Source organism: Streptomyces peucetius, assembly GCF_025854275.1.
Lineage (GTDB): Bacteria > Actinomycetota > Actinomycetes > Streptomycetales > Streptomycetaceae > Streptomyces > Streptomyces peucetius_A.
On the sequence record NZ_CP107567.1, the window covers coordinates 1,999,834 to 2,020,220 of the forward strand.

The window sequence follows — 20,387 nt, forward strand, 5'->3', positions numbered from 1 at the left end:
GCTCGCGGGTCCGGTACGGGAGCGGCAAGGGTCCGGCACCGGAGCGGCCCGGCATCCACTCGGCGGCGCTCCCCCGCGCGACGGCCCCCGCACGGAGTGCACAGGAGTGTGTGCGCAGTCGCTCCCGGGCGCGTGTGCGGAGCAGGCACATGCGCAGCTCGTGAGGACATGTGTGAGGGGCGACGCTCCACGAGCGTCGCCCCTCACATGTGTTCCGGTCGGATCCTGTACAGGTCTGTGGCCTCGCGGACCTCAGTGGCCGCCTTGTCCACCCTGTTCGTCGCGGCGGCGCTGCCACCGCTCCTCGATCCGGCTCATCATCGATCTGTGCTGGTGAGACCTTCGACGCCCCTGCTCACCGGAGGCCTGCTGTTCGCCCGGCTTCGGCGCTTTGCGCCAGCCCGTGATCGCGAGAACCGCACAGCCGAGCATCACGAGGAAGCCCACCACACTGATCCAGATCTGCTGGGCGACCATTCCGGCCATGAGGAGCGCGATACCCACCAGGAAGCCTGCGACTGCCTGGTAGACCCGTCGCCGGGTGTACGTACGCAGCCCGCTTCCCTCAAGCGCTGTCGCGAACTTGGGATCTTCGGCGTACAGCGCTCGCTCCATCTGCTCGAGCATTCGCTGCTCGTGCTCCGAGAGCGGCACGGAGTCCTCCTCGTCGTCGGTCGCGGGGACGACCGGTAGCGGCCCTTTCAGGATAGGCAGGGATTCGCCCCCGTGAAACCCGCCCTCTCGCAAACGCCATTCCGGGCCGCCATGCCCGATCGGGTGCTGAGGCGTTGATTCCCCAACCTCCGATCCGTCATGCCGGATGGTGTCCCCCGATCATACGGTGCGAATCCCGCCGGCGGAGGGTCTGTGGCGTACTCCATCTGCGGCTGCGCCCCTGATCAGCCGCGCTTCTCGCCCAGGACGTGCAGCTGGGTCGCGACCGAATGGAAGGCGGGCAGCTCGGCGGCCGCCGCCTCCAGCTTCAGCAAGGCCTCCAGAGCACCGGGCTCGGTGTCCACCAGAACGCCGGGGACGAGGTCGGCGAAGACCCGCACACCGTGCACCGCGCCCACCTCCACACCGGCCCGCGTGACGGCGTCGGTGAGCTGCTCGGCCGTGAAGCGGCGGGGCACCGGATCGCCCGTGCCCCAGCGGCCGTCGGGGTCGCTCAGCGCCTGCCGGGCGTCGTTGAAGTGACCGGCGAGGGCGCGGGCGATGACGGCACCGCCGAGCCCGGCGGCGAGCAGGCTGAGCGCTCCGCCGGGGCGCAGCGCCTCGACGGCGTTGCGCACGCCCTCGTCGGGGTCGTCGACGTACTCCAGGACGCCGTGGCACAGGACGGCGTCGTACCCGCCGCGCTCGACCACGTCGAAGAGGCCGTGAATGTCTCCCTGGACGCCGCGCACCAGGTCGGCGACCCCGGCCTCCGCTGCCCGGCGCTCGAGGGCGAACAGGGCGTTCGGGCTGGGGTCGACGACGGTGACGCGGTGGCCGAGCCGGGCGGCGGGCACCGCGAACTTACCGGTGCCGCCGCCGGTGTCGAGGATGTCCAGGTGGTCCGTCCCGGTCGCCTTGACCCGGCGGTCGAGGGCGTCCTTGAGGACCTCCCAGACCACGGCGGTGCGGACAGAGGCGCGAGAGGGGCGCGGTGGGGTCTCCCCACCGGTGGGGGACGGTTCCGACACGGCAGTTGGCTCCTCGGGCGATGTTGCTGGCTGGCCTGCGCCCACCCTATTGCCTCCGCCGTCCCGGCCGACGCTCCGTCTCGTCCTGCGGCGTCACGCGCCCTCCCCCGATTCGCGTGCCGCCCGGGTCCGCCCCGGCCCGGCACCCGTGCCACGGCTCCCGCCCTCGACGCCCCCGCCGGGGGTCCTCCCGCCCCGTGCCGCCGCGATGTCCCGGCCGGTGCCGCCCCGACTCCCGCGCAGGAGCCGCTGCGCGGGCGGTCCGCGATGCCGGCGCCCGCCTCCCCGTTCACACGCCGGCGCCACCCGGTCACATGGCGGCGTCCCCCCGCCCCTCCGGCGGCGCCACCTGCTCCGGCTGCCGGCCCCTGGGCTGCGGCAGCACCGGCTGCAGGACCAGCAGCCGTTCCACCAGCCGCAGGAACATCGCGGCGTCCCGGAGCAGATCGTCGGCCTCGCGGTGACTGGCCGCGCCCTGTATGCCCGCCTCGGCGCGAGCGCGGCGCTCGGCCCCCGAGGCGAACAGCAGACTCCACTCGGACAGCTCCGGCGCGATCTCCGGCAGGACTTCCCAGGCACTGCGGATCCGCTGTCTGCGCCGCGGGCTGGTCTCGGGGCGTCCGCGGGCGGCGAGCACCGCGGCGGCCGTGCGCAGGGCGGCCAGATGTGCCGTGGCATAGCGCTCGTTGGGCTGGTCGAAAGCAGCCGCCTCGTCGAGCCCCGTGCGGGCCTGGGCGAGCAGGTCGAGGGCGGCGGGCGGCGCGGTGGCACGGCGCAGGACGGGATGGACGTCGTGCGCCGGGCCGGTCGATGAGGGGGCAGGGCCGGTGGCGCGACGCCGGTGTGCGGCGGCTGCTGAGTAGCTGGCCATGACGAGCCTCCTGTCGTCGTGTGACGGCGCTGTGGCCGTATGTGTCCATGGTCGAGGCACCCACTGACAATCGCCGCTGACCTGGCACTTTGCATCGATCGGGGGTTCGAGGATAGTTTTTGAACTGACTGGTCAGTTCAAAACTGACGGAGGGATTCGGGGATGGGAATCGGGGTGGGAGACGTGGACGGCCCCTACGGCGCGGCGGTGTGCGCCTCGGGACTGGGGCTCAAGGGCCCGCGCGGCTGGGCGTTCCGCTCGGTGGACATCGATGCGGAGCCGGGCGCACTCGTCGCGATCGAGGGCCCGTCCGGCTCCGGGCGCACCTGCCTGCTGCTGACGCTCACCGGACGCATGCGTGCCACCGAGGGCAGCGTCGAGGTCGCGGGCCTGCCGCTGCCCCGCAGAATGTCCGCGGTGCGCCGGATCAGCGCGCTCGGTCCGGTGGCGGGCGTCAGCGATCTCGATCCGGCGCTGACCGTGGCCGAGCACCTGCGCGAGCGGGCGCTGCTGCAGCGGCGCTTCGACGGTTCGCTGCGCGCTCTGCTGCGTCCGCGCGCGGAGCGGGCCGCCGCGGCACGGGAGCGGGTCGGGCAGGCCCTCGCCGCCGCCGGGCTCGACGTCGCGACGCTGCCCAAGCAGGAACGCACCGCTGTGCGCGACCTCGGGCGGCTGGAGGAACTGCGGCTCTCCGTGGCCCTCGCGCTGATCGGCCGCCCCCGGCTGCTCGCGGTCGACGACGCGGACCTCAAACTTTCCGACGCGGAACGGGCCACGGCCTGGGCCCTGCTGCGTTCGGTCGCCGACAGCGGCACGACCGTGCTCGCCGTGTGCAGCCAGGCCCCGGAGCAGGCCCTCGTGGTGCCCACCGGTACGGCCACGACGCCCGGAGCCGATGCCGACACCGACACTGCCGTCCCGGACGCCGCCCCCGCCACGACCGGGACCAGCACGAGCACCGACACCGGAACCACCACCGACACCGACACCGACACCGACGAGGAGGGACCGGTCGATGCGAGCACCGAAACTGGCCGCGCTTGAGCTGAAGCGCTTCGGCCGGGGCAAGCTGCCGGCCGCCGCGATCGTCGCCGTGCTGCTGCTGCCGCTGCTCTACGGCGCCCTGTACCTGTGGTCGTTCTGGGACCCGTACGGCAGGCTCGACAAGCTTCCTGTCGCCCTCGTCAACGACGACAAGGGCGCCACCGCGGCAGGCCGGAAGATCTCCGCGGGGGACGAGATCACCGAACGCCTGCGGGGCAGCAAGGTCTTCGAGTGGCACGAGGTCACCGGCGCCGAGGCCCGAGACGGCGTCGAGAACGGCACGTACTACCTCTCGCTGACCGTGCCGGCGGACTTCAGCCGGCGCATCGCCTCCAGCTCCGGCGACTCCCCCGAGACCGGGGCGCTCCAGGTCCGCACGAACGACGCGAACAACTACATCGTCGGGCAGATCTCCCGCACGGTCTTCTCCGAGGTGCGCACGGCCGCGTCGACCAATGCCTCCCGGTCGTTCCTCGACCGGATCTTCATCTCGTTCTCCGACATCCACGACGCGACGGAGAAGGCGGCGAAGGGGGCCGACAAGCTCAAGAACGGTGTCGGTGAGGCCAAGAAGGGCTCCGAGAACCTCGCGAACGGCCTGAAGGACGCCGAGAGGGGCAGTGACAAGCTCGCCGGGGGCATCAAGACGCTGCACAAGGGCGCCGGTGAGCTGGAGACCGGGTCCCGTCAGGTGGCCGAAGGCACGCAGGAGTTGACCGACAGGGTGAACGGAGCCGCCGACCGCGCGCGCCCGTACCTCAAGGACAACGGCAAGTCGATCGGGGACTCGGCCCGGCTGGTGGCCGACACCTCCCGTGCCGTCCGGCACAACCTGGACCGCCTGGTCGAACGGGCCCCCGCCGCCGCCGTCCTGGCCCACAGGTCCGCCGACGCGCTGAGCGAGATCCACCGCACCCAGTGCGAGGACGCCCTGATCCCCGACCCCCGGGCCTGCCCGGAGCTGAAGCGGGCCAAGGTGACCGCGGCCGACGTCGCCACGATCGCGGACGACCTCAACGTGCTGGTGGCAGGCAGCGACGGCGACCTGAAGAAGCTGCAGAAGCAACTCGTCGACCTCGAGAAGAAGGCCGACGCCCTCGCGCAGCGCGCCCCGAAGCTGGACGAGGACCTGGAGTACGCGATCGGCAAGATCAACGAGCTCAACGCCGGTGCCCACAAGGTCGCCAGGGGCGCGGACCGGCTGCACACCGGCCTCACCACCGCCAAGACCGGCTCCACCGACCTGGACACCGGTGTCGGCAAGCTCAAGAAGGGCGCCGGTGAGCTGGACGGCGGGCTGTTCCGGCTGGCCGACGGGTCGACCGAGCTGGCGGCCGGGCTGGGCGACGGCGTCCACAAGATCCCCGACTACGACGAGAAGGAGCGTGACCGCCGCACCGAGGTGATGGCCGACCCGGTGCAGCTGGCGAGCCGGTCGCTGCACTCGGCACCCAACTACGGCACCGGCTTCGCCCCGTACTTCATCCCGCTCTCCCTCTGGGTGGGCTCCATGGTGGCGTACATGATCATCCAGCCGCTGAACCGCCGGGCGCTGGCCACCGGAGCGTCCGCGTGGCGGATCGCGCTGGCAGGCCTGCTGCCCGTGGCGTCGCTCGGCCTGCTCCAGGTCGCCGCCCTGATGTCCGTACTGCACTGGGGTCCGGGGCTCCAGCTGGCGAACGCGGCCGGCACCGTCGGCTTCCTCGCACTCGTCACCTGCTGCTTCGCGGCGATCATCCAGTGGCTCAACGCCCGCTTCGGCGCAGCCGGCCGGATCCTCGTCCTCGCCGTCCTGATGCTTCAGCTGACGTCGGCGGGCGGCACCTACCCGGTCCAGACGAGCCCGGGCTTCTTCAACGCCGTCCACCCGTTCCTGCCGATGACGTACGTCGTCGAGGCGTTGCGCAGGCTCATCACGGGCGGCGGCCTCGGCCCCGTGTGGCAGGCGTGTGCGGTGCTGCTCGCCTTCACCGCGGGAGCCCTGGCCCTGACCGCGCTGTCCGCACGGCGCAAGCAGGTGTGGACGCTCGACCGGCTCCACCCGGAGCTGAGTCTGTGAAGGCCGCCGGACCTGTGAGAATCGACGGCATGGACAGCAGCAGCACCAGACGCCGGGCGACCCGCGCCAAGCTCTACGAGGCGGCCGTCACGCTCATCGCGGAGCAGGGGTTCTCGGCCACGACGGTCGACGAGATCGCCGAGCGTGCCGGGGTCGCCAAGGGCACGGTGTACTACAACTTCAAGAGCAAGACCGAGCTCTTCGAGGAGCTGCTGCGCTTCGGCGTCGGTCTCCTCACCGCCTCGCTGCAGGAGGCCGCCGACCGTACGGCGGGCCGCGGCGGCACCAAGGTCGAGGCGCTGGACGAGATGATCAGGGCCGGTCTGGTCTTCATCGACCGCTACCCGGCCTTCACCCAGCTGTACGTCGCCGAGCTGTGGCGCACCAACCGCGCCTGGCAGTCCACGCTTCTCGTGGTGCGCCAGGAGGCGGTGGCCGTCGTGGAGACGGTGTTGCGGGAGGGTGTGGAGGCGGGTGAGCTGAGCGAGGACATCGACATCCCGCTCACGGCCGCCGCGCTCGTCGGGATGGTGCTGGTGGCGGCGCTGGACTGGCAGGCGTTCCAGCGGGAGCGGTCGCTGGACGACGTGCACGGGGCGCTGTCGCTGCTGCTGCACGGCCGGGTCAGCGGCCGCCGGGACTGACGTCCCTTCCCCGCCGGGGCCGGGTGCACGGAACGCCGGACGGGCTGGATCTCCAGCCCGCCCGGCGTCTCCCGTTCCCCGTTCCCCGTACCCCCGTGGTGCGAAGAGCCCGGTCCCCCGTTGTCCCCCGTGGTCATGGGCCCTCCGTACCGCAACCCCCGTTCCGTCAGGGGAGCCGCGCCGTTCCGCCGCCCCGTGCCGGCGGTGCCGGCGCCGCGCCCCTTCCGTGGTCCCCACTCTTCCGTCCGGACGGGCCGGACCCCATCCGCGCGCGTACTCATCTCGGCGCCTAGGTACGGATACTCAGCTCTCCGTGCTGATCCTCACCCGCCGGGGCACGGGACTGGTTACGATCACGTCCGTGTCCGTACTCCCTCTCGTCTTCACCAGCGGCTGGGCCAGCGGGATCAACGCCTATGCGGTGATCCTGCTGTTCGGTGTCTTCGGCGCGACCGGCGTGTCCGACCAAGTGCCCGAGTCGCTGCAGCGCACCGATGTCCTGATCGTGGCCGGTGTGCTCTTCCTGTGCGAGGCGGTGGCGGACAAGATCCCGTACGTCGACTCGATATGGGACTCGGTCCACACGGTGATCCGGCCCGTGGCCGGCGCCGCGGTCGCCGCGCTGCTGGCGGGGCAGAGCGGGTCCCTGCCCGAGATCGCGGCCGGCGCCGTGGGCGGCTCCACCGCGCTGCTCAGTCATCTGGTCAAGGCGGGCACCCGCATGGCCGTCAACACCTCGCCCGAGCCGTTCAGCAACATCGGCGTGAGCCTGGCGGAGGACCTGGGCGTCGCCGGGATCATCTCCTTCGCGGTCTTCAACCCGGTGGCCGCCGCGGTGATCGCGGGCTCGCTGCTCGTGCTGGGCATCGTCACGGTGGTCTTCCTCGCCGCCAGGATCCGGCGCTTTCTGCGGCGCAGGGCGCGGCGCCGGGAGGAGAGGCGCCTGGCGAGGGCGGCATGACGAGTCCGCCCCGGCCACGGGCCCACCGCCCCGGGCCGTGGCCCGCCGGGCCCGGGTAATAAAGTCACGGACATGGCACGGATTGCGGTGATCGGCGCCGGGATGGGCGCCATGGCGACTGCCGCCCGGCTGGCCGTGGCAGGCCACCGGGTGACGGTGTACGAGCGTGCGTCCACGCACGGCGGCTCGGTGGGCCGCTTCGAGCGGGACGGCTTCGCCTTCGACACCGGCCCCGGTCTGCTGCATCTCCCGGCGGTCTGGCGCGACCTGTTCGTCAAGACCGGCAAGGAGCCCCTGGAGCGGTGCGTCGAGCTGACGCAGGTGGATCCGGCGAGCCGGCACGTCTTCGCCGACGGGACGGACGTCCGGCTGCCCAACGTGTCGCGGGCCGGCATCCTTTCGTCCCTGGAGGCGGCGCTCGGGCCCGGATCGGGCGAACGCTGGGGCAGTTTCCTCGGCCGCGCCCGGGACGCCTGGGAACGTTCGCGCCGCCCGCTGCTCGAGGAGCCGCTGCCCGCGGACACCTCCCCTTTCTCGAAGGACCCCTATCCGGCGCTCCGGCAGGGCCTGTTGCGGCGGCCGGCCCGCACACTCGGCGAGATCGGCACCCGCGAACTGCGCGACCCGCGCCTCGCCGCACTGCTCGGCAGCCATGCCACGGCGTACGGGCTGGACCCGCGCACGGCGCCCGCCGCCGCCGCGGTGCTGCCCTACATGGAGCAGACCTTCGGCTCCTGGTACGTGAAGGGCGGTCTGCGCGCCCTCGCCGACGCGGTGCACGAGCGGTGCCTGGCCAGGAAGGTGGAGTTCGTCCTCGGCACCGCCGTGACGCGTGTGCTGGAGAAGGACGGCCGCGCGGTGGGCCTGGAACTGGACCGCGGCGGGCCGGTGGAGGCGGACATCGTGGTGTCCGGTGCCCCGGTGCCTTCCCTGTTCGAGAACCGTGTCGTCTCAGGGGACCGGCCCGCCGAGTGGCCGCGCCGCCGGACGGGCGGGCGGACGGCACGGCTGACGGTCCATCTGGCGCTGCGCGGCGGCCGGCCGGCCGACGCCGTGCACCGCACCGTGGTGCACGCCCCGGACCCGGCGGCCGAGTGGGACGCGATCGACGCCGGCACGACCGGCCCGCGCCCGACCGTGGTCGTCATGCGGCCCGACGACCCGCTGTTGCGGCCCGACGACGACCACGAGACCGTCACGCTGACGGCCACCGTGCCGGCCGCTCTGAGCGGCGGACGGACCTGGGCAGAGGCGGCCGGAGCGGCGGCGGACCGGATGGTGGAGGCGGCACAGGCCGCGGTGCCGGGCCTGCGCGAGCGAATCCTGTGGCGTGAGGTGCGCACTCCTGACGACATCCGCCGGGACACCGCCTGCGCGGCGGTCCCCGCCCCGGCTCTCGCCGGGGGGTCGGGCGCGTTCCTTCCGGTGCCCAGCACCGGGCCGCTGTCCGGTCTGTACTTCGCCGGCGGCTGGGCGCACCCCGGCGGCGGGCTGGCGCACGCGGGCATGTCCGGGGCGCTGGTGGCCGGACTGATCGTGGAGGGTGCGGACTTCCGCGGCTCCCGTTGAGCGGCACGCGGCCGCCTCGGGCGGCCGCGCCGCCCAACAGCGGTACCGCTGCCGCTAGTAGCGGTACTGCTGCTGCTCGTTGTAGCCGGAGTCGTAGTAGGCGGAGGGCTGTTCCTGGTCGCTCTCACGCTGCTGCGGCACCCATACTCCGCCGGGCGGGGTCTCGCTGTAGCCGTCCTGCTGCCCGTACGCGGCGGCGTACTGCTGCTGTTGCTGCTGGTCGCCGTAGCCGGCGCCGTAGGGGTCGTAGGTGCTGTACTGCTGACCGCCCACGTACGGATCGGAGTAGGTGGCGTACTGCTGGGTGCTGCCGTAGTCGTACTGGCCGGCGTAGGTCGGCTGCTCCGCGGGCTGCTCGGGGGAGTGGTCGGCGTACGCGTCGTAGGCGTCGTAACCCGCGGCGTACGGCATGTGGCCGGTGTCCTGCCCCTCGGGCGTGTCGTGCTGCGGCTCGTCCTGGTGGGCGGCGTAGGCCGCCGGGGTGTAGACGCCGTACTGGCCGGTGTCGTCCGGCATCGGCTGGGGCTCGTAGACGTCGGGGGCCGCTGCGGGGGGCGCCGGAACCTGTTCGGGCGTGTCGTAGGAGATGTCGGTGACCTCGAGCGTGGGCTCCTGGTTCGCCTCCGGGGCGGCGCCGGACCGGCGCCGCCTGCTCACGCCGGGGCTGCCGCCCAGTGCCCAGCCGGTGGAGAAGCCGCGCCGGAAGGAGAGCGTCACATAAGTCTGGCCGACGGCGAACGCCATGGCGCCGACGGCGATCACCGGCACGGAGGGCAGCAGCACGCCTATGACGACGCCGAGGAAGCCGCAGAAGGCGAGCACCCGCCAGCGCAGGCGTGCCTTGTACTGCAGCAGCACCTCACCGAGCAGCCACAGCGCGACGATGCCGAACGCGATGTAGAGGACCGTCCAGCCCATGTCCGCCCCTATCCTGCGGCCGCCGGCCCCGGGGCGGGGCGGTACGACCGGTCACGACTGCTCGTGCAGTCCGAGATTCTCGTAGATTTCGAGCGTCGCGGTGGAGTTGTTGAGCGTGATGAAGTGCAGCCCTGGAACACCCTCGGCAAGCAGCCTCGCGCAGAACTCCGTCGCGAACTCGATGCCAATGGAGCGTACAGCGGCGGGGTCGTCCTTGACCGCGAGGATCCGCTGTTTCAGCTCGGCCGGGAAGTGCGCGTTGCTGAGAGTGGCGAACCGTTCGATCTGTCTGACGCTGGTGACGGGCATGATCTCGGGGATGATCGGGGTTTCGCAACCCGCTGCACCGACCCGGTCGCGAAGGCGCAGATAGTCCTCGGGCCGGAAGAACATCTGCGTGATCGCGTAGTCGGCGCCGGCGCGGCACTTGTCCACGAAGTGCCGGATGTCCTCGTCCCACTCCGTCGAGCGCGGGTGCATCTCGGGGAACGCCGCCACACCCACACAGAAGTCGCCGGACTCCTTGATGAGCCGGACGAGGTCGGCCGCGTACCGCACTCCCTCGGGGTGCTCGACCCACTCGCCCATCGGGTCGCCGGGCGGGTCGCCCCGGACGGCGAGGATGTTACGGATGCCCGCGTCCGCGTACTGGCCGATCATGTTGCGCAGCTCGGCGACGGAGTGGTTCACCGCGGTGAGGTGGGCGACGGGTGTGAGGGTGGTGTCCGCGGCGATCTGCTGGGTCGCCTTGACGGTGCCGGCGCGGGTGGAGCCACCGGCGCCATAGGTCACGGAGACGAAGTTGGGAGCGACCGCTTCGACCCTGCGCAGCGCGTTCCACAGGTTCCGCTCGCCCTTTTCGGTCTTGGGCGCCCAGAACTCGAACGAGTACGACGTCTTGCCCGTCGCAAGCAGGTCGCGCACCGTCCGTGCGCGATCCGTTCTGGTGGAAGCAGTACCGAGGGCCATACGGGCAGGTTAGCCAGATGGAGGGGGTCCCCCAACCAGATCGGGGAAAAATGTCGCCTTTGTCCATCTCTTGTCCATGCCTTGGACAGAAAACGGACGATCAGCACGGCATGATCACCACCGCCACCACCGGACCTCCGGGGCCACGCGACACCCGGGACCACGGGACACCCGGGGCCGCCGCCGGCTTCAGGGGGACGTCAGAGCCTGCCCCTGATCCGCTTCGCCAGGCCGGCCGAGGCCGACGCCGGGTCGTCCGCCTCGGTGATCGCCCGTACGACGACGACCCTGCGTGCACCGGCGTCCAGCACCTCGTCCAGATTGCCCGCGTCGATACCGCCGATGGCGAACCAGGGCCGCTCAGCACCCAGGCCTGCCGCGTACCGCACCAGACCGAGGCCGGGAGCGTGGCGGCCGGGCTTGGTGGGGGTGGGCCAGCAGGGACCGGTGCAGTAGTAGTCCACGCCCGGCTCGACCGAGGCGGCCGCCGCCTCGGACTCGGAGTGCGTCGAACGGCCGATCAGCACGCCGTCGCCGAGGATCGCCCGCGCGGCGGGCACCGGCAGGTCGCCCTGCCCCAGGTGCAGCACGCCGGCGCCGATGGCGTGCGCCACGTCGGCGCGGTCGTTCACCGCGAGCAGCTTGCCGTGCCTGCGGCAGGCGTCGGCGAAGACCTGGAGGTGTTCCAGCTCCTCACCGGCTTCCATGCCCTTTTCGCGCAGTTGCACGATGTCGACCCCGGACGTCAGCACGGCGTCGAGGAACTCGGGAAGGTCACCCTGCCGCTTGCGGGCGTCCGTGCACAGATAGAGCCGGGCGTCGGACAGCAGCGCGCGAGCCGTGGCCATGAGGTGAATCCCCCCGTCGGGCGGCCGGATGCACGGGCCGGGCGGCCCGGCCCGTGCATCCGGCCGCGATGATGTTTTCCGATGTGTCAGACGGCGAGCGCCTGTGCCCGGCGCTTCACCTCCGTACCGCGATTCTCGCTGAGCGCCTGCGCGGGCGTGCCCGGCAGGCTCGGGTCAGGGGTGAAGAGCCATTCCAGCATCTCTTCGTCGGTGAAGCCGTCGTCCCTCAGGAGGGTCAGGGTCCCCGAGAGGCCCTTGACCACCTTGTCGCCGTCGATGAAGGCGGCGGGCACCTGGAGCGTCCGGTTCTCACCGCGGCGCACGGCGATCAGCTGGCCTTCCTTGACCAGCTGCCGCACACGCGTCACCTCCACATCGAGCATTTCCGCGATGTCCGGCAGGTGAAGCCAGGCGGGGACGAGAGCATCGATCTTTGCGTCAATCTCGGTCACGGGAACAAGCCTGCCATCCAGGACCGACAGTCGGTAGCCGGGACCTGCCGTGCCGCCGCCTTCAGGGGCCAAGGAGCGGCCTTCAGGGTGACAAGGCCGCCGCGTTCGAGGGGCAAGGCCGCCGCCTTCAGGTCGACAGGGCCGCCGCCTTCAGAGGGACCGAGGGGTCGGCGGCCCGCTCCCGGTCCAGCGCCGCCCCGGACTCGATCAGCTTGCGTCCCTGCGCCAGGTCACGCGGCCTGCCCACGGCCAGCAGGGCCACCAGGGCGCCACCGCGCAGCCACAGCACCGACCAGGTCTCTTCCGTCGGGTCGCCGCGCCACAGCAGAGTGTCGGCGGCGCCGTGGTGGCCGGCGTACTGGACGTAACGGCCGAACTGCTCGGACCAGAAGTACGGCACCGGGTCGTACGGCTCGAGGTCCGCGCCGCCGCCGGTGATGTTCGCGGCGACCGTGCGCGGCCCCTGGAGCGCGTTGTCCCAGTGGTGGACGAGCAGCCGCTCCGCGTAGCGGCCGGACGGATACGAGGCACAGTCCCCCACGGCGTACACATCGGGGGCACGGGCGCGCAGATACCGGTCCGCGACGACCGCGCCGTCGGGGCCCAGCTCGATACCGGAGCCGGCGAGCAGACCCGTGGCGGGCCGGGCGCCGATGCCCACGACGACGGCACCGGCCGCGATCCGGCGGCCGTCGGCCAGGACGACGGCGCCGGGCTCGACCGCGGCGACCCGGGCACCGGTGACCAGCTCGGCCCCGTACTGCGCGTACCAGGCGGCCATCGGGGCCGCGACCTCGGCGGGCATGGTGCCGGCGAGCGGACGGTCGGCGGCCTCGACGACGGTCACCGCACAGCCGGCCTGCCGGGCGGCCGTCGCGAACTCCGCGCCGATCCACCCGGCGCCCACCACGACGACGTCGTGCTTCTCGGCGAGCAGGGGCCGCAGCCGCGCCGCGTCGTCCAGGGTGCGCAGCAGATGGACACCAGGGACGCCGACCGCGCCCGGGAGGGTGACCGGCTCCGCGCCGGTGGCCAGCACCAGCACGTCGTACGGGACGGGACCGGCCGCGGTGTCCACCTCGTGGGCGTCCGTCCGCACTCCGGTCACCTCGACGCCGAGGCGCAGTTCGACGTCGAGGACCTCGAAGTCGATGTCGAAGGCCGAGCCCTCCGCCGTGCCGAGCAGGACGGCCTTGGACAGCGGGGGCCGGTCGTACGGCTGGTGCGGCTCTGCGCCGATCACGGCGACCGGGCCGGTGAATCCCCGCTCGCGGAGGGCGACCGCCGTCTGCACACCGGCCATGCCCGCACCGACGATCACCACGCGACGCCGCGCCGCTGTCTGTTGCTGCCGTTCGTCCACCCGCACACCTTACGTACCTGACGACGGGTCAGGAAGGCGGCTCCGCCACCACGCTCGTCCCGCCGCCCTCCCGCGGAGCCTTCGGCCGGCGAGTCCGTCGAGGCTCTTCGCCGCGCTGCGGCTCCCTTACAGAGCGTCGGGGCGGGAGGTTAGGGTGGCCACCGTAAGGCACTCGCGGGAGCCCGGACGCACCGGGCTGAGAGGGAGGCTGGCCGGCCTCCGACCGTACGAACCTGATCCGGGTCATGCCGGCGAAGGGAGGGGCTGGACGCCCATGTCGTCTCGTACACCGTGTTCCCCCGACGTCCTTGTCGTGGGCGGCGGAATCATCGGCCTGGTCACGGCCTGGCGAGCAGCGCAGCAGGGCCTGCGGGTCGCCGTCGCCGACCCGCAGCCGGGCGGCGGCGCCGCGCAGGTCGCGGCCGGCATGCTGGCCGCCGTCACCGAACTCCACTACGGCGAGCAGACGCTGCTCGGCCTCAACCTCGAGTCTGCCCGCCGCTACCCGGCCTTCGTCGCCGAACTGGAGGAGGCGAGCGGGCAGCAGGTGGGCCACCGCTCCTGCGGCACGCTCGCCGTCGCCCTCGACGCCGACGACCGCGCGCATCTGCGCGAACTGCACGCCCTGCAGATCCGCTCGGGGCTCGAGTCCGCATGGCTCTCCGGCCGCGAGTGCCGCCGCCTCGAGCCGATGCTCGCGCCCGGCGTACGCGGCGGGCTGCGGGTGGACGGCGACCACCAGGTCGACCCGCGACGGCTGGCGGCGGCGCTGGTCACGGCCTGCGAACGGGCCGGGGTCGAGCTCCGCCGCACCTGGGCGGAGCGGCTGGTCGTCGAGAGCGACCGGGCGGTGGGGGCGGTCCTCGCCGACGGCGGCGAGCTTCGCGCCGGGCAGGTGGTCCTGGCGGGCGGCAGCCTGAGCGGACGGCTGAACGGCGTACCGGCGGACGTGCTTCCTCCCGTACGGCCGGTGAAGGGCCAGGTCCTGCGGCTGACCGTGCCGCGTCCGTACGCGCCGTTCCTCTCGCGCACGGTGCGCGCCGTGGTGCGCGGCAGCCATGTGTACCTCGTGCCGCGCGAGGACGGCGAGCTCGTCGTCGGCGCGACCAGCGAGGAACTCGGCTGGGACACGACGGTCACCGCGGGCGGGGTGTACGAGCTGCTGCGCGACGCGCACGAGCTGGTACCGGGCATCACCGAGCTGCCTCTCGTGGAGACCCGCGCCGGGCTGCGGCCGGGCTCGCCCGACAACGCGCCGCTGCTGGGCTTCACCGACCTGCCGGGGCTTCTGCTGGCCACCGGGCACTACCGCAACGGCGTCCTGCTCACCCCCGTCACCGGCGACGTGCTGGCGGGCGCGCTGGTGAGCGGCGAACTGCCGGAGGTGGCACGGCCCTTCTCGCCGCGTCGCTTCACGGGCGGGCGCCCGGGCGAGCGTCCGGCCTCGCGGGAGGCCGCTGTCCGCCGGGACACAGTTCTTCAGGAGCAGTCCGCATGACCGTCTCCGTCTCCGTCAACGGCGAGGCACGCGATCTCGCCCCAGGAACCACGCTGGACATCGTCGTCGCGGAGCTCACCGCGGCGCCCTCGGGTGTGGCTGCGGCCGTCAACGAGGCGGTCGTCCCGCGCAGCCAGTGGCCCGGCACCCGTCTCGGCGACGGTGACCGCGTCGAGATTCTCACCGCAGTGCAGGGAGGCTGACCAGCCATGGCAGACGACCGTTTCACCATCGGCGGGACGACGTTCGACTCCCGGCTGATCATGGGTACGGGCGGGGCGCCCAGCCTCGACGTCCTCGAACGCTCCCTGGTCGCGAGCGGCACGGAACTCACCACCGTCGCGATGCGCCGCCTCGACCCGACCGTCCAGGGGTCGGTGCTCTCCGTGCTGAACCGGCTCGGGATCCGGGTCCTGCCCAACACCGCGGGCTGCTTCACCGCCGGTGAGGCCGTCCTCACCGCGCGCCTGGCACGGGAGGCGCTGGGAACCGACTGGATCAAGCTCGAGGTCGTCGCGGACGAGCGGACCCTGCTGCCCGACGCGGTGGAGCTGCTGGACGCGGCCGAGACGCTGGTCGACGACGGCTTCACGGTCCTTCCGTACACGAACGACGACCCGGTGCTCGCGAGGAAGCTGGAGGACGTGGGTTGCGCCGCGATCATGCCGCTCGGCTCCCCCATCGGCTCCGGGCTCGGCATCCGCAACCCCCACAACTTCCAGCTGATCACCGAGCAGGCGGGCGTGCCGGTGATCCTGGACGCGGGCGCCGGCACGGCGTCGGACGCGGCGCTGGCGATGGAGCTGGGCTGCGCGGCGGTGATGCTGGCGTCGGCGGTGACGCGGGCGCAGGAGCCGGTCCTGATGGCGGAGGCGATGCGGCACGCAGTGGAGGCGGGGCGGCTGGCGTACCGGGCGGGCCGCATCCCCCGGCGGCACTTCGCCGAGGCGTCGTCTCCGGTCGAGGGGCGCGCGACGCTGGATCCGGAGCGGCCGGCGTTCTGACGGCCCTGACGGGGCGGGGGCGCGCGGGCGGGGCGGGGCCGCTGCCCGGGGCTTGCCCCCTCCCCGCCCCTTCCCGTAACCGGGGGCTCTGCCCGCGGACCCCCGCGCCTCAAACGCCGGCGAGGCCGGGGCTACCTCCCACGGCCGCCAGGCCCTAGAACAACCGGCCCCGCGCGTCACAGGTCGGCTGCAGTACCGGTCCGCGCTCGCAAGCCCGTCGGACCTGTTCGCCCCTGCTCGTAGAATCGGCGCGTGGATACGACCCTCCAGGACCCCCTCGTCGGGCAGGTGCTCGACGGCCGCTACCGAGTCGATGAGCGCATCGCCGTCGGCGGCATGGCCACGGTCTACCGGGCCGTCGACACCCGTCTCGACCGGGAGCTCGCCCTCAAGGTGATGCATCCGGATCTCGCCACGGACGCCACGTTCGTGGAGCGTTTCATCCGCGAGGCGAAGTCCGTGGCGCGGCTGGCGCACCCCAATGTCGTGGGCGTGTTCGACCAGGGCGCGCAGGGTGCGTACGTCTATCTGGCGATGGAGTACGTCGAGGGCTGCACCCTGCGTGACGTGCTGCGCGAGCGCGGCGCGCTGCAGCCGCGGGCCGCGCTCGACATCCTGGAGCCCGTGCTGGCGGCGCTGGGCGCCGCGCACCGGGCCGGTTTCGTGCACCGGGACATGAAGCCGGAGAACGTGCTGATAGGGGACGACGGCCGGGTCAAGGTCGCCGACTTCGGTCTCGTACGGGCGGTCGGCTCCGTGACCAACACCTCCGGCACGGTCCTCGGCACCGTTTCGTACCTCGCGCCGGAGCAGATCGAGTACGGCACCGCCGACACCCGCGCCGATGTGTACGCGTGCGGAGTGGTCCTCTACGAGATGCTGACCGGCGCGAAGCCGCACGGGGGCGACACCCCGGCCCAGGTGCTCTTCCAGCATCTGAACGCCGACGTGCCGGCGCCGTCCGCGCTCTTCCCCGGGCTCGCCGTCGAACTGGACGAGCTGGTGGCGAGCGCGACCGCCCGCAACCCGGAGGTACGCCCGCACGACGCGGTGGAGCTGCTCGCCCGGACGCGCGAGGCGCGGGCGGCGCTCGGCGCCGAGCAGCTGGACGCACAGCCGCCACAGGCCCGGCCGGAGGACGACGGGGACGCCCCGGCCGCGGGCGCGCCCTCCGACGAGGACCGCACGGACGTCATCCCGCGGGCCCTCCCCGGCGAGGAGCCCGGTGTGCACCACACGGCCCGGCTGGTCCTGCCGCCTCCGGAGCGTCCGGAGCCGGAACCGGTGCGCTCGGCGGGCCGCGGCGTACCGATGTCCGGCCGCGGTCTGCTCACGCTGCTGATCGCGGTGATCGCGGTGCTCGGTGTCGGCACGGGCGTCTGGTACATCAACTCGGGCCAGTTCACCCGCGTGCCGGCCCTGATCGGCAAGAGCGAGACGGAAGCCCGTCAGGCCCTCGACAAGGCCGGGCTCGAGGTGAAGTCCGTCCGGCACGACTTCAGCGAGACCGTCGCTCGCGGCACCGTCATCAAGAGCGATCCGGGTACGAACGAACGGATACGGGACAACGGCTCCGTGACGATCGTCGTCTCCCGCGGCCCGAAGATCGTGAAGGTCCCGGACGTGGAGAACAAGCCCTTGGCACAGGCCGAGCGCGAACTCCGCGCGGCCGGGCTCGCGCCGGGCGTGGTGACCAGGGAGTTCGACGAGAGCGTCGCGCAGGGCTCGGTGATCGCCACCGACCCGGCGGCGGGCAGCAGCCGCAGCCCCGACACGGCGGTGTCGATCGTGGTCAGCAAGGGCGCGCCGATCTCCGTCCCTGATGTCACGGGCGACACCGTCGACGAGGCGACCGCCGAGCTCGAGGAGGCGGGCCTGAAGGTCGAGGTCGCGGACGAGCGGATCCATTCGGCCGAGGAAGCCGGTTCGGTCGCCCGTCAGTCGGCGGCCGAGGGCACCCGGCTGGCGGGCGGTGACACGGTCACGCTCACGGTCTCCAAGGGCCCGCGGATGATCGAGGTCCCGGATGTGGTCGGCGACAAGGTGGACGACGCCACGGCCGAGCTGGAGGAGGCCGGCTTCGTGGTGAAGGCCGAGAAGAACTTCCCGTTCCTCGGCGACGAGGTCGAGAGCCAGTCCGTCGAGGGCGGCGGCCGTGCGCCCGAGGGCAGCACCATCACCATCAAGATCAAGGGGCTCTAGTTCTGATGCGCAACCCTGTCGGCGGCCACGTGCCCGTGGCCGGCGGCCTCGCCACGACCGGACTCGGCTACGCACGGGAGCTGGGGGCGGAGACCGTGCAGGTCTTCGTCGCCAATCCGCGAGGCTGGGCCACGCCCAGGGGCAACCCGGCCCAGGACGAGAAGTTCCGGGCCGAGTGTGCCGCCGAGTCCATCTCGGCCTGGGTGCACGCCCCGTATCTGATCAACTTCGGCTCTCACACGGAGGCCACGGCCGAGCAGTCCGTCCTCTCGCTTCGGCACTCGCTGCGCAGGGCCCGGGAGATCGGCGCGCTGGGCGTGGTGGTGCACACCGGTTCCGCGACGGGCGGCCGCCCCCGCGAGGTGGCGCTGGCGCAGGTGCGGGAGCGGCTGCTGCCGCTGCTGGACGAGCTGACGCACGACGACGACCCGTTTCTGCTCCTGGAGTCCACGGCCGGGCAGGGCTCCTCGCTCTGCTCCCGGACCTGGGACTTCGGACCGTACTTCGAGGCGCTCGACGCGCATCCCAGGCTGGGCGTCTGCCTGGACACCTGCCACATCTTCGCGGCCGGGCACGATCTGGCGGCTCCCGGCGGGGTGGCCGAGACGCTGGACCTGCTGGTGGGGACCGTGGGTGCGGGCCGGCTGAAGCTGATCCACGCGAACGACTCGAAGGACGTCGTCGGGGCGCACAAGGACCGTCACGAGAACATCGGCGCGGGACACATCGGCGAGGAGCCGTTCCGCGCGCTCATGTCGCATCCCGCCACCGAAGGCGTGCCGCTGGTCATCGAGACTCCCGGCGGCAAGGAGGGGCACGCAGCGGACGTGGAGCGGTTGAAGAAACTTCGCTGAGCCCTTCCGGAATACCCCCAGGGGGTATACGGTTCCTGTTGTCGACAGGAACCGCTACCTGACGTTGGGGGCATCGCCATGCAGCACGAAACGCACGCCGGGCACATGGGACACACCGAGCACACCCACGACGTCCACCACGGGCACGAGGGGCACGGGGGCCACACCCACCACGGCGGGGGCAAGGTCAGCTGGGGCATGGCGGCCAAGGCGACCCTGCACTGCCTCACCGGCTGCGCCATCGGCGAGGTGCTCGGCATGATCATCGGTACGGCGCTGGGCTGGGGCAACGCCCCCACAATGGCCCTCGCCATCGTCCTGGCCTTCTTCTTCGGTTACTCGCTGACCCTCTGGGCCGTCGTACGGGCCGGCGTGAGCCTGAAGGCCGCGATCAACGTCGCCCTCGCCGCCGACACCCTCTCCATCACCGTCATGGAAATCGTGGACAACGGCGTACTGCTCATGGTCCCGGGAGCCATGGACGCCCATCTGGCCGACGGGCTGTTCTGGGGCGCGCTGGCCTTCGCGTTCCTCGTCGCCTTCCTCGTCACCACGCCGGTGAACAAGTGGATGATCGGCCGCGGCAAGGGGCACGCGGTGGTCCACCAGTACCACCACTGATCCGCACCACCAGCGGCCGCGGGACCGCCGGCCCGGGGCTCAGAGCTCCGGGCCGTCCCCCGGTTCCTCCTGGTAGGAGTAGCGTTGCTCCCGCCAGGGGTCGCCGAGGTTGTGATAGCCCCGCTCTTCCCAGAAGCCGCGGCGGTCGGCCGTCATGTACTCCACGCCGCGGACCCATTTGGGCCCTTTCCAGGCGTACAGATGCGGCACCACCAGGCGCAGCGGAAATCCGTGCTCGGCGGTGAGCAGTTCGCCGTCCTTGTGGGTGGCGAAGATCGTGCGGTCCGCCACGAAGTCCGAGAGACGCAGATTGGCGCTGAAGCCGTACTCCGCCCAGACCATCACATGGCTGACGGCGGGCGCGGGCGGCGCGAGCTCGACGATCGCGCGGGCGGGCACACCACCCCATTCGGCCCCCAGCATGCTGAACTTCGTCACGCAGTGCAGATCGCCCTCGACGGTCGAGAAGGGCAGCGCCGAGAACTCCTCGTGGCTCCAGCAGTGCTTCTCACCGTCGGCGGTGGCGCCGAAGACCCTGAACTCCCAGCGCTCAGGCTTGAACTTGGGCACGGGCCCGTAATGGGTGACAGGCCAGCCTCGCTGCAGTCGCTGCCCCGGCGGAAGCTCGGACTCCTCTGGTGCGCGGTATTCCCGGCTCTCCGGCTGACCCATGCCCTCAATGGTGACAGACCGGGAGGGGTGGTCATGACCAGGTCTGGGCCGATTCGGGCAACTCCTACTAAGCATGCACTTACTGGACGCTCCGTGGTCACGGTGCGAGGATGCGCGGACCTGCCCAGTACACGCGTGGAAGGAGCCTCTGCG

At 72.2% G+C, this 20,387-nt stretch carries 20 protein-coding genes and 1 riboswitch; of the genes, 11 read left to right on the top strand and 9 right to left on the bottom strand.

Annotation, left to right across the window (positions count from 1 at the left end; all coding sequences use genetic code 11):
* Positions 1 to 252 precede the first annotated feature (252 nt).
* The 3 genes from OGH68_RS09160 to OGH68_RS09170 all read right to left on the bottom strand — a co-directional run bounded on the left by OGH68_RS09160 (position 253) and on the right by OGH68_RS09170 (position 2,556).
* Entirely contained in the window at positions 253 to 654 is a 402-nt protein-coding gene (locus OGH68_RS09160) for a DUF3040 domain-containing protein (protein ID WP_264242844.1), read from the bottom strand.
* Between the two features lie 245 nt (positions 655 to 899).
* Complete coding sequence (locus OGH68_RS09165; RefSeq protein ID WP_413471094.1) at positions 900 to 1,616, bottom strand: class I SAM-dependent methyltransferase; 717 nt, start codon at positions 1,614 to 1,616, stop codon at positions 900 to 902.
* Between the two features lie 379 nt (positions 1,617 to 1,995).
* A complete protein-coding gene (locus tag OGH68_RS09170; RefSeq protein ID WP_264242846.1) occupies positions 1,996 to 2,556 on the bottom strand; it encodes an SAV_6107 family HEPN domain-containing protein in 561 nt (186 codons plus the stop codon).
* A gap of 162 nt (positions 2,557 to 2,718) precedes the next feature.
* On the opposite strand from OGH68_RS09170, the gene OGH68_RS09175 reads away from it, so the two are divergent.
* The 5 genes from OGH68_RS09175 (at position 2,719) to OGH68_RS09195 (ending at position 8,833) form a co-directional block, all read left to right on the top strand.
* Positions 2,719 to 3,600 (top strand): ATP-binding cassette domain-containing protein, encoded by an 882-nt coding sequence (locus OGH68_RS09175; RefSeq protein WP_264242847.1) that lies wholly within the window; start codon positions 2,719 to 2,721, stop codon positions 3,598 to 3,600.
* Complete coding sequence (locus OGH68_RS09180; RefSeq protein WP_264242849.1) at positions 3,572 to 5,659, top strand: YhgE/Pip domain-containing protein; 2,088 nt, start codon at positions 3,572 to 3,574, stop codon at positions 5,657 to 5,659. The genes OGH68_RS09175 and OGH68_RS09180 overlap by 29 nt, the downstream gene beginning before the upstream one ends.
* Before the next feature lie 29 nt (positions 5,660 to 5,688).
* Complete coding sequence (locus OGH68_RS09185) at positions 5,689 to 6,303, top strand: TetR/AcrR family transcriptional regulator (RefSeq protein WP_264242850.1); 615 nt, start codon at positions 5,689 to 5,691, stop codon at positions 6,301 to 6,303.
* A 361-nt stretch (positions 6,304 to 6,664) separates the two neighbouring features.
* Positions 6,665 to 7,264: a DUF4126 domain-containing protein gene (locus OGH68_RS09190; protein ID WP_264242851.1), complete on the top strand. Its 600-nt coding sequence runs from the start codon at positions 6,665 to 6,667 to the stop codon at positions 7,262 to 7,264.
* A gap of 72 nt (positions 7,265 to 7,336) precedes the next feature.
* Positions 7,337 to 8,833: a phytoene desaturase family protein gene (locus tag OGH68_RS09195; protein ID WP_264242852.1), complete on the top strand. Its 1,497-nt coding sequence runs from the start codon at positions 7,337 to 7,339 to the stop codon at positions 8,831 to 8,833.
* 54 nt (positions 8,834 to 8,887) lie between these two features.
* Here the strand turns inward: OGH68_RS09195 and OGH68_RS09200 are convergent, their stop codons facing one another.
* The 5 genes from OGH68_RS09200 to OGH68_RS09220 all read right to left on the bottom strand — a co-directional run bounded on the left by OGH68_RS09200 (position 8,888) and on the right by OGH68_RS09220 (position 13,323).
* On the bottom strand, positions 8,888 to 9,751 hold the full coding sequence (locus tag OGH68_RS09200) for an INSIG family protein (RefSeq protein WP_264242853.1): 864 nt from the start codon (positions 9,749 to 9,751) through the stop codon (positions 8,888 to 8,890).
* Positions 9,752 to 9,802: 51 nt separating this feature from the next.
* On the bottom strand, positions 9,803 to 10,720 hold the full coding sequence (metF, locus tag OGH68_RS09205; RefSeq protein ID WP_264242854.1) for a methylenetetrahydrofolate reductase [NAD(P)H]: 918 nt from the start codon (positions 10,718 to 10,720) through the stop codon (positions 9,803 to 9,805).
* 200 nt (positions 10,721 to 10,920) lie between these two features.
* Complete coding sequence (thiE, locus tag OGH68_RS09210; protein WP_264242855.1) at positions 10,921 to 11,568, bottom strand: thiamine phosphate synthase; 648 nt, start codon at positions 11,566 to 11,568, stop codon at positions 10,921 to 10,923.
* 86 nt (positions 11,569 to 11,654) lie between these two features.
* Positions 11,655 to 12,020, bottom strand: coding sequence for an Rv2175c family DNA-binding protein (locus OGH68_RS09215; protein ID WP_264242857.1), 366 nt, complete (start codon positions 12,018 to 12,020; stop codon positions 11,655 to 11,657).
* Between the two features lie 127 nt (positions 12,021 to 12,147).
* Positions 12,148 to 13,323, bottom strand: coding sequence for an NAD(P)/FAD-dependent oxidoreductase (locus tag OGH68_RS09220; protein WP_413471095.1), 1,176 nt, complete (start codon positions 13,321 to 13,323; stop codon positions 12,148 to 12,150).
* Positions 13,324 to 13,547: 224 nt separating this feature from the next.
* Positions 13,548 to 13,660, top strand: a riboswitch (TPP riboswitch).
* Here OGH68_RS09220 and thiO point away from each other — a divergent pair.
* The 6 genes from thiO (at position 13,658) to OGH68_RS09250 (ending at position 19,562) form a co-directional block, all read left to right on the top strand.
* Positions 13,658 to 14,881: a glycine oxidase ThiO gene (thiO, locus tag OGH68_RS09225; protein ID WP_264242859.1), complete on the top strand. Its 1,224-nt coding sequence runs from the start codon at positions 13,658 to 13,660 to the stop codon at positions 14,879 to 14,881. It overlaps the preceding riboswitch by 3 nt.
* The gene (thiS, locus tag OGH68_RS09230) at positions 14,878 to 15,084 is read left to right on the top strand and encodes a sulfur carrier protein ThiS (protein WP_264242860.1); all 207 of its coding nucleotides are present in this window, start codon (positions 14,878 to 14,880) and stop codon (positions 15,082 to 15,084) included. Before thiO ends, thiS begins: the two co-directional genes overlap by 4 nt.
* Positions 15,085 to 15,090: 6 nt before the next feature.
* Positions 15,091 to 15,885, top strand: coding sequence for a thiazole synthase (locus OGH68_RS09235; protein ID WP_264242861.1), 795 nt, complete (start codon positions 15,091 to 15,093; stop codon positions 15,883 to 15,885).
* Between the two features lie 252 nt (positions 15,886 to 16,137).
* Complete coding sequence (gene pknB, locus OGH68_RS09240) at positions 16,138 to 18,087, top strand: Stk1 family PASTA domain-containing Ser/Thr kinase (RefSeq protein WP_264242862.1); 1,950 nt, start codon at positions 16,138 to 16,140, stop codon at positions 18,085 to 18,087.
* Between the two features lie 5 nt (positions 18,088 to 18,092).
* Positions 18,093 to 18,941, top strand: a complete 849-nt coding sequence (locus tag OGH68_RS09245) for a deoxyribonuclease IV (protein ID WP_264242863.1) — start codon at positions 18,093 to 18,095, stop codon at positions 18,939 to 18,941.
* Between the two features lie 105 nt (positions 18,942 to 19,046).
* Positions 19,047 to 19,562, top strand: a complete 516-nt coding sequence (locus OGH68_RS09250; RefSeq protein ID WP_264242864.1) for a DUF4396 domain-containing protein — start codon at positions 19,047 to 19,049, stop codon at positions 19,560 to 19,562.
* Positions 19,563 to 19,601: 39 nt separating this feature from the next.
* Here OGH68_RS09250 and OGH68_RS09255 read toward each other — a convergent pair whose 3' ends face one another.
* A complete protein-coding gene (locus OGH68_RS09255) occupies positions 19,602 to 20,234 on the bottom strand; it encodes a sulfite oxidase-like oxidoreductase (RefSeq protein ID WP_264242865.1) in 633 nt (210 codons plus the stop codon).
* Positions 20,235 to 20,387: the final 153 nt, after the last annotated feature.

Bases quoted from the DNA above. Each gene is read 5' to 3' on its own strand.
- thiS (WP_264242860.1), top strand. From the start codon at position 14,878: ATGACCGTCTCCGTCTCCGTCAACGGCGAGGCACGCGATCTCGCCCCA.
- OGH68_RS09170 (WP_264242846.1), bottom strand. From the start codon at position 2,556: ATGGCCAGCTACTCAGCAGCCGCCGCACACCGGCGTCGCGCCACCGGC.
- OGH68_RS09220 (WP_413471095.1), bottom strand. From the start codon at position 13,323: ATGGCCGGTGTGCAGACGGCGGTCGCCCTCCGCGAGCGGGGATTCACC.
- OGH68_RS09255 (WP_264242865.1), bottom strand. From the start codon at position 20,234: ATGGGTCAGCCGGAGAGCCGGGAATACCGCGCACCAGAGGAGTCCGAG.
- OGH68_RS09180 (WP_264242849.1), top strand. From the start codon at position 3,572: ATGCGAGCACCGAAACTGGCCGCGCTTGAGCTGAAGCGCTTCGGCCGG.
- OGH68_RS09175 (WP_264242847.1), top strand. From the start codon at position 2,719: ATGGGAATCGGGGTGGGAGACGTGGACGGCCCCTACGGCGCGGCGGTG.
- OGH68_RS09235 (WP_264242861.1), top strand. From the start codon at position 15,091: ATGGCAGACGACCGTTTCACCATCGGCGGGACGACGTTCGACTCCCGG.
- OGH68_RS09250 (WP_264242864.1), top strand. From the start codon at position 19,047: ATGGGACACACCGAGCACACCCACGACGTCCACCACGGGCACGAGGGG.
- thiE (WP_264242855.1), bottom strand. From the start codon at position 11,568: ATGGCCACGGCTCGCGCGCTGCTGTCCGACGCCCGGCTCTATCTGTGC.
- thiO (WP_264242859.1), top strand. From the start codon at position 13,658: ATGTCGTCTCGTACACCGTGTTCCCCCGACGTCCTTGTCGTGGGCGGC.
- OGH68_RS09200 (WP_264242853.1), bottom strand. From the start codon at position 9,751: ATGGGCTGGACGGTCCTCTACATCGCGTTCGGCATCGTCGCGCTGTGG.
- OGH68_RS09195 (WP_264242852.1), top strand. From the start codon at position 7,337: ATGGCACGGATTGCGGTGATCGGCGCCGGGATGGGCGCCATGGCGACT.
- OGH68_RS09185 (WP_264242850.1), top strand. From the start codon at position 5,689: ATGGACAGCAGCAGCACCAGACGCCGGGCGACCCGCGCCAAGCTCTAC.
- metF (WP_264242854.1), bottom strand. From the start codon at position 10,720: ATGGCCCTCGGTACTGCTTCCACCAGAACGGATCGCGCACGGACGGTG.
- OGH68_RS09245 (WP_264242863.1), top strand. From the start codon at position 18,093: ATGCGCAACCCTGTCGGCGGCCACGTGCCCGTGGCCGGCGGCCTCGCC.